This window comes from Mucilaginibacter sp. (assembly GCF_039935595.1).
Taxonomy (GTDB): domain Bacteria; phylum Bacteroidota; class Bacteroidia; order Sphingobacteriales; family Sphingobacteriaceae; genus Mucilaginibacter.
Genome location: NZ_JBDTJZ010000154.1, coordinates 1 through 10,536, shown reverse-complemented (window position 1 = coordinate 10,536; position 10,536 = coordinate 1). Strand labels below are relative to the sequence as shown.

Annotated in this window: 8 protein-coding genes; 6 read left to right on the top strand and 2 right to left on the bottom strand. The window is 40.4% G+C overall.

What is annotated here, in order from left to right; translation table 11 throughout:
• Positions 1 to 1,183 (bottom strand): glycosyl hydrolase family 18 protein (locus ABI367_RS10360; RefSeq protein ID WP_462228689.1); only part of this gene is annotated, 1,183 nt, incomplete at its 3' end.
• 46 nt (positions 1,184 to 1,229) lie between these two features.
• Complete coding sequence (locus ABI367_RS10355; RefSeq protein WP_462228687.1) at positions 1,230 to 1,391, bottom strand: FeoB-associated Cys-rich membrane protein; 162 nt, start codon at positions 1,389 to 1,391, stop codon at positions 1,230 to 1,232.
• A gap of 176 nt (positions 1,392 to 1,567) precedes the next feature.
• Between ABI367_RS10355 and typA the strand changes: the two genes are divergently transcribed.
• The 6 genes from typA to ABI367_RS10325 all read left to right on the top strand — a co-directional run.
• Positions 1,568 to 3,379, top strand: a complete 1,812-nt coding sequence (gene typA, locus ABI367_RS10350; protein ID WP_462228685.1) for a translational GTPase TypA — start codon at positions 1,568 to 1,570, stop codon at positions 3,377 to 3,379.
• Between the two features lie 104 nt (positions 3,380 to 3,483).
• The gene (locus ABI367_RS10345) at positions 3,484 to 4,170 is read left to right on the top strand and encodes a class I SAM-dependent methyltransferase (protein ID WP_462228683.1); all 687 of its coding nucleotides are present in this window, start codon (positions 3,484 to 3,486) and stop codon (positions 4,168 to 4,170) included.
• A 5-nt stretch (positions 4,171 to 4,175) separates the two neighbouring features.
• Entirely contained in the window at positions 4,176 to 5,300 is a 1,125-nt protein-coding gene (locus ABI367_RS10340) for a glycosyltransferase (protein ID WP_462228681.1), read from the top strand.
• 2 nt (positions 5,301 to 5,302) lie between these two features.
• Positions 5,303 to 6,067, top strand: a complete 765-nt coding sequence (locus ABI367_RS10335; RefSeq protein ID WP_462228679.1) for a TylF/MycF/NovP-related O-methyltransferase — start codon at positions 5,303 to 5,305, stop codon at positions 6,065 to 6,067.
• A gap of 7 nt (positions 6,068 to 6,074) precedes the next feature.
• Positions 6,075 to 7,577, top strand: a complete 1,503-nt coding sequence (locus tag ABI367_RS10330) for a lipopolysaccharide biosynthesis protein (protein WP_462228677.1) — start codon at positions 6,075 to 6,077, stop codon at positions 7,575 to 7,577.
• A 23-nt stretch (positions 7,578 to 7,600) separates the two neighbouring features.
• On the top strand, positions 7,601 to 10,536 hold a 2,936-nt coding region (locus tag ABI367_RS10325), incomplete at its 3' end, for a beta strand repeat-containing protein (protein ID WP_462228675.1).

Genomic DNA, 10,536 nt, shown 5'->3' with positions numbered 1-10,536 from the left:
GTCGCCACAGCGCCACACCACCCGTGTCCCAATCATCCGCCATGCGGATGATATTAAAATTGGTAGCCGCATCTGTAAAATAAACGGTATGCAAAAGGCTGTCAAGATCATAATAGATATAATGCAGGTTTGCCGATACCGGGTCGAAAATGATTTTGCTTTTATTTTCATTGGCCGTACTTATTACGGTTTGATAACCCACCTGCTTACCAATACTGTTTTCGGGCCAGTCAACCCCGCCGCCTGCAATGGTTAATATTACTTTTTCGCTGGGTATACGGCTGCAAACTTTATCCAGCAGTTCCTCTACCCAATGCTGGTTTGATATATCGCCGGCGTTACTTTGTTCGGTATGCTGGTCAATAGCCATAACAAACAAATAATCGTTATATTTCTGTAAAAGCTCAAGATTGTATTGGTCATCATCGGGCATAACATTTTGGGTAACCAGGTAGCCTAACGGATGAAGGGTAGCATAAAGTTCGCGCTCAAAAGTTATATAATCAGCCGCGTTGCGGTTATTAATATCGTCAAAATCCAGGTTAATACCTTTAAAGCCATAACGCTTTAAATTAGCAACAAGGCTATTTATAAAAATAGTGCGCAGCTTTTTACTTTTTATAATACGATAAACGTTTTTAGTATCAAAATAGCCGCTAACATTGTCAACATTAACATAATTGGACACTGATACTATAACCGGTTTTTTATATTTTTTATTAAGATGGATGAGGCCGGTATCTATTTTATTCATAATAGTATCGGCACCCGGCTTAATAAAAAAGCCTTCTGATACGATCATGTCCAGTTTATTGATATGATCGGCAAGTGAGTTGAAGGCCTGGCTTTCCCACGCTTTGTAAAAGCCCGCGTTTATACGGTTCTTATTATTGGGGTGTTTTAACTGGTGCAGGCGTTTTGACTTGGCTAACGCTACAATTTTGCTTTTTTGAACTTTATAATCTTTGTATTTGGTCGACCGTTTTAAACGATCCAACTCTTCTTTTGACAGTTTTTTAGGCGAGGGATTTAGATTGGGTAAGCTTGGGTACTGCCGAGAAGTAATTGTTATTACAGCCCCGATAACGCTTATAACAAGCAATAAAATTAATGCGCGGCTTAGCCATTTAAACCTGTTCCACCTGTTGGGTGTGTCAGCCTGAAAAACCTGCTTATTGGGCATTAAGTGGTAATTTTAAGTAATTAGGGTACAGGTAAAAATTGGAAAATTATTTGAATGATTTATCAGGTTCAACAGCCGAAAAATCAACCCCGCATTTACAGTTACCACCACAGCTTTTTTTAGTAAACAAATTTTTGTAAACCATACGACAAACGTAAAAAACCGCTGTGCCGAATAATAGGAGAACTATGATAAATTGAAAATTCATGGTCACAAATTTAATACAATTAATTTATATACGTGTATATATCATTTATGGTATAAAGCTTTTAAAAAATTACTTTGACATGGCGTATTTATCTCAGCGCCACGTTTTAAAAGCGGAAAAAGCTTTCAATTGCCGTAAATTAACCTTACCTTTGCGCCAAATTTTAAGGGCATTTCATGCAAAAAATAAGAAATATTGCGATCATCGCACACGTTGACCACGGCAAAACTACTTTGGTTGATAAAATATTACACAGCTGCGCTATTTTTAGGGATAACGAGCAAACCGGCGAGTTGATACTGGATAATAACGACCTTGAGCGCGAGCGTGGTATTACCATCGTTTCAAAAAACGTTTCGGTAATGTATAAGGATGTTAAGATCAATATTATTGACACCCCTGGTCACGCCGATTTTGGTGGCGAGGTTGAGCGCGTATTAAAAATGGCCGATGGCGTTTTATTGCTTTGCGATGCTTTTGAAGGCGCTATGCCTCAAACCCGCTTTGTTACGCAAAAAGCATTGGCTTTAGGGTTAAAGCCTATTGTTGTTGTTAACAAGGTAGATAAAGAAAACTGCCGTCCCGAAGAGGTTTACGAGCAAATATTTGAGTTGTTTTTTAACTTAGAAGCTACTGAAGACCAATTGGATTTCCCGGTTATATACGGGTCGTCAAAACAAGGGTGGATGAGTACCGATTATAAAAAACCAACTACGGATATTTTCCCGTTGATGGACGCTATATTAGCAAACATACAGCCACCGCCAATTAGCGAGGGTACCTTACAAATGCAGATCACATCGTTAGATTATTCTTCATTTGTGGGTCGTATAGCTATTGGCCGTGTTGCCCGTGGCGTTATTAAAGAAAACATGCCGGTATCATTGGTAAAACGTGATGGTACCATCCAAAAATCAAGAATAAAAGAACTATATACTTTTGAGGGTTTAGGTAAAGTTAAAGCTACCTCGGTAGAAGCGGGCGATATTTGTGCCGTAGTAGGTATTGATGGTTTTGACATTGGCGATACCATTGCCGATTTTGAAAAACCTGAACAACTGGAGGTAATTCATATTGATGAGCCTACCATGAATATGTTGTTCACCATTAACACTTCGCCGTTTTTTGGTAAAGAAGGTAAATTTGTGACCTCGCGCCACCTGCGCGACCGTTTGTACAAAGAGATGGAGAAAAACCTGGCGCTTAAGGTTATTGAAACCGAGTCGCCCGATTCATATTTAGTGTATGGCCGTGGTATTCTGCACTTATCTGTATTGATTGAAACCATGCGTCGCGAAGGTTATGAGTTACAGGTAGGCCAGCCACAGGTAATTGTTAAAGAAATTGACGGCGTTAAGTGTGAGCCGGTTGAAACTTTAATAGTTGATGTACCCGGTGATGTTGCAGGTAAAGTTATTGAACTGGTTACTCAGCGCAAAGGCGACTTATTAGTTATGGAGCCAAAAGGCGATTTGCAACACTTAGAGTTTGATATACCTGCACGTGGTATTATTGGGTTACGTAACAACGTACTAACCGCTACCGGTGGCGAGGCTATTATGGCTCACCGTTTTAAAGCATATGAGCCATGGAAGGGCGTAATACCAGGCCGTTTAAATGGTGTATTGGTATCAATGGATACCGGTAAAACTACCGCCTTTGCTATTGATAAATTGCAGGATCGTGGTCGTTTCCATATTGATCCGGGAGTTGATGTTTATGAAGGACAGGTTTTAGGCGAGCACATACGTGATAACGATTTGGTTATTAACTTAACTAAAGGCAAGCAGTTAACCAATATGCGTGCATCAGGTAGCGATACCAACGTGCGTATTGCACCTGCTATTAAATTCTCGTTAGAGGAATCAATGGAGTATATACAGGCCGACGAATACATTGAGGTTACCCCGCTAAGTATCCGTATGCGTAAAATATACCTTAACGAAAACGAGCGCAGAATTAACGCTAAAAAATTCCAGGCGCAATAACTGAGCGGTTTAAAAATATAAAGCGTCCCGAACAATTCGGGGCGCTTTTTTTATGCCATACAACACCGTAATTAATTACCGATAAAAACATTTAAATTAGCCCCATGAATGGTAATGACCGACTAACCCCCACCATATTTCACACCCGCTATGTACACCTTAAACAGTTAAGGGATGCTACTATAAAAGATATTAAACAACTTACCGCCACTGATAAAAATTTATTATTGGTTGATTTTGGTTGCGGCGATATGCCATACCGCTCGGTTATTGAACCTATGGTAGGCAAGTATCTGGGTGTTGACCTGGAAATGAACCCCAAAGCCGAGCATCATATAGATTTTGACAGCAAAACTACACTGCCCGATAATTACGCAGATATTATTTTATCAAACCAGGTATTGGAGCATGTGGATTCGCCGGGAGGATATTTACAGGAAGCCCTGCGTATACTAAAACCGGGTGGAACTATCATATTAACTACGCACGGTTACTGGTTTTACCACCCAACACCAAATGATTACTGGCGCTGGACCAGTGCCGGACTTAGAAAAACCGTGGAGGCTGAAGGTTTTAAAATTATCTCGTTTCATGGCATTATGGGTTTGGCAGCAAGCGGCATACAATTGTTTCAGGATGCTATTTGCAATAAGCTGCCGCAATTTTTAAAACCGCCCGTGGCAGTTATAATGCAGTGTCTTATCCTGCTATTTGATAAATGGAACTCGCAGCCGCAGCGCGACAGAGATGCCTCGTTATATGTGGTGCTGGCACAAAAACCCCTTGAATAAGTGGTATGAAGCCATTTAACCTCTGTATTATAAAGCCCAATAAAGACGCTTTTTCTGAAACTTTTATTCAGGAGCATATCAATCGTTTGCCCGGAAATAAGAAGGTTTTATATGGAGGAAGTTTCCCCGTATATGATGATGAGGGTAATTATCTCATTAAATCAAAAATTGGCTTATTAAGCTATTTGATACAAAAGCGGGTCTTCAAAAAAAAGGATATAGCGGTACGGACCAATGCGTTGGTAAATTATCTGAAAGCAAAAAATATTGATGTGGTACTGGCCGAATATGGTATGGTTGGCGCAATGGTTACTGATGCCTGTAAGTTGGCGAATGTACCATTGATAATACATTATCACGGCGCGGATGTACACCATCATAATACAGTGAACGAATATCTACCCTGGTATAAAACGTCATTCGCTTACGCAAGCGCATTGGTGGCGGTGTCAGGCGATATGGTTGAGGCACTTAGGCAATTAGGAGCGCCGGCTGATAAACTAATATTAAATCCATACGGCGTTGATACTACCAAGTTTACCCAGACCAACGTAGCAGCATCCGCGAGAAATTTTTTATCGGTGGGGCGGTTTGTCGAAAAGAAATCGCCATCATCAGTAATAAAAGGTTTTAAAGTTGTTGCCGATAAATTTGGCGATGCTCGTTTATGGATGGTAGGCACCGGGCCGTTGTCGGAACAAACCAAACAATTGGCCGCTGAATTAAATTTGAATGATAAAGTTACCTTTACAGGTGTTTTATCGGCAGTACAAATACAGGAATTAATGCACCAAAGCCGCTGCTTTGTACAGCACTCGGTAACCGCTGCGGACGGCGATATGGAAGGTACGCCCAACACTATTTTAGAGGCGGGCGCGTGCGGCCTGGCTATTGTTAGTACCATGCATGCCGGTATTAAAGAAGCCGTAATAAATGGCGAAACAGGGTATTTGGTGCCCGAGCACGATGTGGCCGGTATGGCAAATTATATGATGAAATTGGCAGGTGACGTGCAGTTAGCGGCAGATATTGGTAATAAAGAAGCGGCGCATATCCGCAAAAACTATGATATAAATAACAGGATAAATAATTTAGCAGTTATACTACAGCAAGCAATAAACAATAAGTAAAAATGTTACGAAAAGCTATACGAACAGTTATTAATAAATTTGGTTACGACTTGGTGAAACCCGATCCGCGGTTGGTAGTTAAAGGCCTGCCTGCTGATTTTGATAACGATGTTGTAGATACATATCGAAAGGTACAGCCTTATACTATGACCACGCCCGAGCGTATTGCATCGTTATGTAATGCTGTAAAATATTTGGTTGATAATAAAATTGACGGAGATTTTGTAGAGTGTGGAGTATGGCGCGGTGGCAGTACTATGGCTGCCATTGATACGTTGTTAAAAGCCGACGATAAGAGCCGAGAAATATATTTATACGACACCTTTGAAGGTATGTCTGAACCAACTGAGGCCGATAAAGTATTTACCGGAACAGATGCCGGTATATTGCTTGACCAAAGTGATAAAAATGACCCCACATCAGTTTGGTGCTACTCGGCATTAGAGGAGGTGCAGAAAAACGTGGGCAGCCTGAACTACCCGGCAGCTAAAGTACACTTTGTAAAAGGTAAAGTAGAGGATAGCATCCCGCAAACTTTGCCGGGTAAAATTGCACTGTTAAGACTGGATACTGATTGGTACGAATCAACCGCGCACGAGTTAAAGCATTTGTACCCGTTATTGGTACCGGGCGGTGTTATCATTATTGATGACTATGGCCATTGGGAAGGCGCACGCAAAGCGGTTGACGAATATATTGCCGCCCAAAAATTACCGTTATTGCTTAACCGTATTGACTATACGGGGCGCATCGGCATAAAATATTAATAGCCAAATGGGAATAGTAAAAAAACAGGTTTACAAAAACACTATCGTATCCTACGCGGGTATGGTAATAGCTTATGTAAACACGGTTTTACTGTTCCCGCTTATTAAAACAACCACAGCAGAATACGGATTTTATAACTTGATCATCAGTATATCTGTATTGTACTCCCTTATAGCCTCAATGGGGGTGCCAAGCATATTAGCCAAGTATTTTCCTTTTTACCGTACTGATGACCGTAGGCATAATGGTTTTATTCATTGGTCGGTTGGCTTGTCATTACTAGGGTTTGCCGGTGCTACTTTATTATATGTTGTATTTAAATCCACCATATTATCGGCCTATACTGTTAAAAAATCGCCCTTGCTTGCCCAATATTATTATTACATGATACCGCTTTCGTTTTTTGTGATAGCATTTAATTATCTGGAGATGACGGGTAGGGTAGTGTATCAAACCATTTATTCAAATATTCTTCAAAACGTAGTGCTGCGATTGCTTACCAGCATTTTTTTGCTGATGATAGCCGTTAAATGGATAAACTTTCAGGACTTTATTTTTCTGTATATTGGCAGCAATGGCTTGATTTCGCTTTTATTGTTGATAAGTATTATTGCTACGGGCCATTTCTCGCATCGCATAACTGATTATAAATTTACAGCCATTAAGAAACGTGAGATCGTCAACTTTGGGGCGTTCACTCTAATATCAAGTGCGGTATATGTACTATTGCAAAAAGTAGATACTTTAATGTTAAGCTCCATGGCGGGCGATAGCATACAGGGTGTTTATAGCTGGTACTTTAACATAGCCATAGCAATTAGTGTACCTGCACAGGCGCTAAGCCGGACCACCTACGCTATTGTGGCCGACGCCTGGAAATCAAAAGAGATGCACAGGATATCCGAGGTTTATAATAAAACTTCCATAGTACAAATGGTATTTGGCGCATTGTTGTTTGTAGGTATCATTGTGAACCGCGAAAACCTGTATGCCATAGCCCATAATAAGGAATATGTTAGCCCCGAATACTTTAACATTTTTATGGTGATAGGGCTGGGATTTTTGATAGATATAACCGGCGGGCTAAACATTTATATTATCTCCACATCGCATAAATACCGGCTTATTACCTGGTTTGTGTTGGCAGCCAGTATATTTTGCATAGGATTGAATTATATTTTGATACCTAAATACGCCGGGTTGGGCGCGGCAATATCATACCTGCTAACCATAACCGGGTTAAACTTTGCAACCTGGTTGTATATCAAATACCGCTTTAATATGCAGCCGTTTAACTATAAGCATTTACTGGTAATAGGTATTGCCATAGTTAGTTTTTTAGCCGGACATTATTTAATGCGGATGCCAAGTTTGTTATTGGATATTGTTGTAAGGAGCGGTATTACAGCTGGCTGTTACGGCTTATTGGCCTATGTTTTTAAAATTTCACTTGACATTAATGAAAAGGTTAATAGTACAACAAAAAAAATTATTTATTTTTTCCAATAAATACAAAGCATTATTTTGTGTGTATGAGTAAATACCTGAGAGTCTTATTATGCTTTATATCATTACCTCTTTTTGGTATTTGTCAAACCCCATCCGTACCTCAATGGGTTGCAGATATTGGCGGACCTAACGCTTCGGTAGCAGTATCTCTTAATACTACTGATAGCCAAAACAATATTTATGTAACAGGAATTTTTAGCGGCACGGTGGATTTTGACCCATCCCCTACAGGTGTAAAAAACATAACTTCTGTTGGCGGAAGTATTGATGTATTTGTTGCCAAATACACCACAAATGGTACGTTAGTTTGGGCGGTATCAATAGGCGCAGCCGGTACAGATCAGCCCAATTGTATTGCGATTGATAATGCCGGTAATTTGGCTATATCAGGTCAATATGATTCTCCTGTATTAGATGCTGATCCGGGCCCGGGTGTTTCAAATTTGACCAATGCAGGTGCATTGGATATGTTCCTTCTAAATCTGGATAATAATGGTAATTTTTTATGGGCCAAATCAATAGGTAGTACTGGTGTAGATTACGGAAACAATGTAACCGTTGATAATAGCGGCAACCGTATACTCGGTGGACAGTTTCAGTCAACTATAAAAGTTAGCGGCACATCGATCACAGCAAACGGATCTGTTGATGGTTTGATAGCTAAATATGATGCCACGGGAAATTTATTGTGGACGATTCATCTTGGCCAAACTGCCGATAACGGCGTTAGGGGAGTATTGGCAGATACCAATGGAAATATAATTGTTGCCGGGGCATTTAATGGCACCATTAACTTTAACCCGTTGGGAACGGCATATAACTTAACAGCTAATACAGACTCTTATTATATTGCAAAATACTCTCCTGCCGGGCAATTAATTTGGCTGCAACCCATAACCGGATCAATAGTTGGATACACTACTAATTTAGGTATTGACCCTTCTAATAATAATATATATGTTGATGGACGTTTTAGTTCCCGTTTAACCTTCTCTACCGGAACAATAAACCCGGTTGGTACTCAAGACATATTTTTGGCCCGGTATGCTACGGATGGAACTATACAATGGGTAAAGGATATTGGAGGTTCGGGCGCTTCAGTTTTTAATAATGGTATAGCCGCAAAAAATGGAGAAATTTATATATCGGGATTTTTTAACGGGACTGCTGATTTTGACCCTTCGGCCGCTGTTTCCCCAATAAGTTACCACGGTCAACGCGATTTGTTTTTAGCTAAATATACCGATACGGGTAACTACCAATGGGCCATTGCTGTTGGAAATAGTAATTGTAATAACACCTTAGGTAGGTCTGTTAATATTGATAATGATGGTAATATCGTATTGGGTGGTGCTTTCTGTTCAACAGCTAACTTTGATGTATCAAATTGCACAACTTACCCCGTCACCGCACAAAGTACTATAAGAGATGGATTTCTGGCTAAATATGTGCCTACTTTATCAGGACTATCAAATAATATTATAACAGCACCGGTTGTTTCAACATTTTGTATAAATGGCGATCCATCTCTTTTAAACGGTACCACACCAACAGGTAGTAATAGTATATATACCTATCAATGGCAAATATCTGCTGATAATATAACTTTCAGTAACATAATCGGCGCTACAAGTAAAGATTATGATCCCCCGGTTATCAATAATACTTCTTATTATCGCCGTATAGCACGATCGGGTACTTGTTTGGATGTAACAAGTAATGTTGTTACCATCACCATAAATGCAGCAATAACTAATAATGTGATTACTGCACCTACAAATAATAATTTATGCTCTGGCGCTGATCCGGATATAATAAATGGTACCAGCCCTGCCGGTAATGTTGCATATACTTATCAATGGCAAAGCTCAACAGACAATATTGTTTTTACAGACATAGCAGGGGCAACGGCAAAAGATTATGACCCGCCGGTGCTTAATGTTACTATTTATTATCGCCGTGATGTATTTTTAGGAGGTTGTAGCCAAACCAGCAATGTAATAACTATAACTATAAATGCTCAAACAAGCATTACCAATAACACCATCACCGCACCCATCCCTGCCGGTTTTTGCGCCAATGTAAATCCAGGCACAATTGTAGGGAGTACGCCAAGCGGGGGTACAGGCACCTATGCCTACCAATGGCAAACCTCAACTGATAATACCAACTTTACCGATATAGCCGGGGCAACGGCAAAAGATTTTAATCCGCCATTGTCAACGCTTAATTTATATTATCAACGTGTAGTAACATCTGGCAATTGTGCAACACCGCAAACAAGTAATACTGTACTTATCATTGCAAATTCCAGTTCAAGTTTAATCACAAGCGGCGCAATAATCACATTTTGTGTAACCGGAGATCCTGACCCGATAATAGGTAATTTACCAACAGGGGGCAACGGTACTTATACTTATCAATGGCAATCCTCAACTGATAATATAACTTTTGCAGATATACCCGGCGCAACAGCAATAGATTATGACCCGACGATTATCACCACTACCACCTATTACAGGCGCACTGCATTTTCAGGCGGCTGCTCTGAGTTGAGCAATGTGGTTATTATCAGCATATCCCCACAGTCAATCCTTACTAATAACACCATTACCCCACCAACAGTAAGTGATTTTTGTACCAGTGGCGATGCCGCAGCTATAACAGGCACTATAGCAACCGGTAGCAACGCTATCGTTTATCAATGGCAAAAATCAACAGACAATGTATCTTTCGCAGATATACCCGGTGCAACGCTATCTGATTATGACCCAGCTGTACTTACAGCTACAACTTATTATCGTCGTATAGTACAAGGCGGTGCATGTGCCGTGCCATCCACCAGTAATGTGGTAGTAATAAATGTGAGCAGTCCGCCTGTTGCCAGTGCCGGCAATAATGTATCAATTTGTCTTAACAGCAGTACGGTATTAAATGCCACGGGGGGCACAACTTACCA

What these genes read in the sequence shown, in the direction of transcription:
- ABI367_RS10345 (WP_462228683.1), top strand. Translation starts at nt 3,484, where the DNA reads ATGAATGGTAATGACCGACTAACCCCCACCATATTTCACACCCGCTAT.
- ABI367_RS10355 (WP_462228687.1), bottom strand. Translation starts at nt 1,391, where the DNA reads ATGAATTTTCAATTTATCATAGTTCTCCTATTATTCGGCACAGCGGTT.
- typA (WP_462228685.1), top strand. Translation starts at nt 1,568, where the DNA reads ATGCAAAAAATAAGAAATATTGCGATCATCGCACACGTTGACCACGGC.
- ABI367_RS10340 (WP_462228681.1), top strand. Translation starts at nt 4,176, where the DNA reads ATGAAGCCATTTAACCTCTGTATTATAAAGCCCAATAAAGACGCTTTT.
- ABI367_RS10330 (WP_462228677.1), top strand. Translation starts at nt 6,075, where the DNA reads ATGGGAATAGTAAAAAAACAGGTTTACAAAAACACTATCGTATCCTAC.
- ABI367_RS10335 (WP_462228679.1), top strand. Translation starts at nt 5,303, where the DNA reads ATGTTACGAAAAGCTATACGAACAGTTATTAATAAATTTGGTTACGAC.